1 pseudogene is annotated in these 447 nt (G+C 53.2%); it reads right to left on the reverse strand.

Going from position 1 to position 447, the window contains the following annotated elements:
* Positions 1-447 (reverse strand): annotated as a pseudogene (locus tag ACTHTY_RS11980) (exodeoxyribonuclease V subunit gamma); the annotation flags it as partial.

The following is a 447-nucleotide window of genomic DNA, read 5'->3' on the forward strand; positions in this document are numbered from 1 at the left end:
TACTATGTATCAGCTCGGCATCTACGTTTTTCGCAGATATCTGATACTGCTGCGGCCACAAACCGCCCAATTCGCCTACCGGCATCAGGCTTTCGGCATTCAGCCGAATGGCCGTATCTTCAAAATCTTCCCCTGTGCGTCGCGCATCCAAATAGGCATCGGCAATCCGACCCTCATGTTGCGGCTCAAACGGTTCGGCAGACTCCCATGCGCCGTCCAAATACGGCTGATCCCAGCTTAAACTTCTCTTCAGCCAAACTTTGACAGGGTTGCGCCAAAAACTGATGAGCTCGCCCTGATGAATGGTTTTGCCCGGCTCTTCCTGATTTAAGGCCTCAAGGAAAAACGGTCGCGCTTCCGCTGGCAGTTGGTTCAACGCATCAGCGTAATCTTGGCGCGTACTGAAGAGGCCGTCTGAAAGCGCGTCCTTTTGGAAATAACGGCGTG

The organism is Neisseria sp. P0019.S002, assembly GCF_051957155.1.
GTDB classification, from domain to species: Bacteria; Pseudomonadota; Gammaproteobacteria; order Burkholderiales; family Neisseriaceae; genus Neisseria; species Neisseria perflava.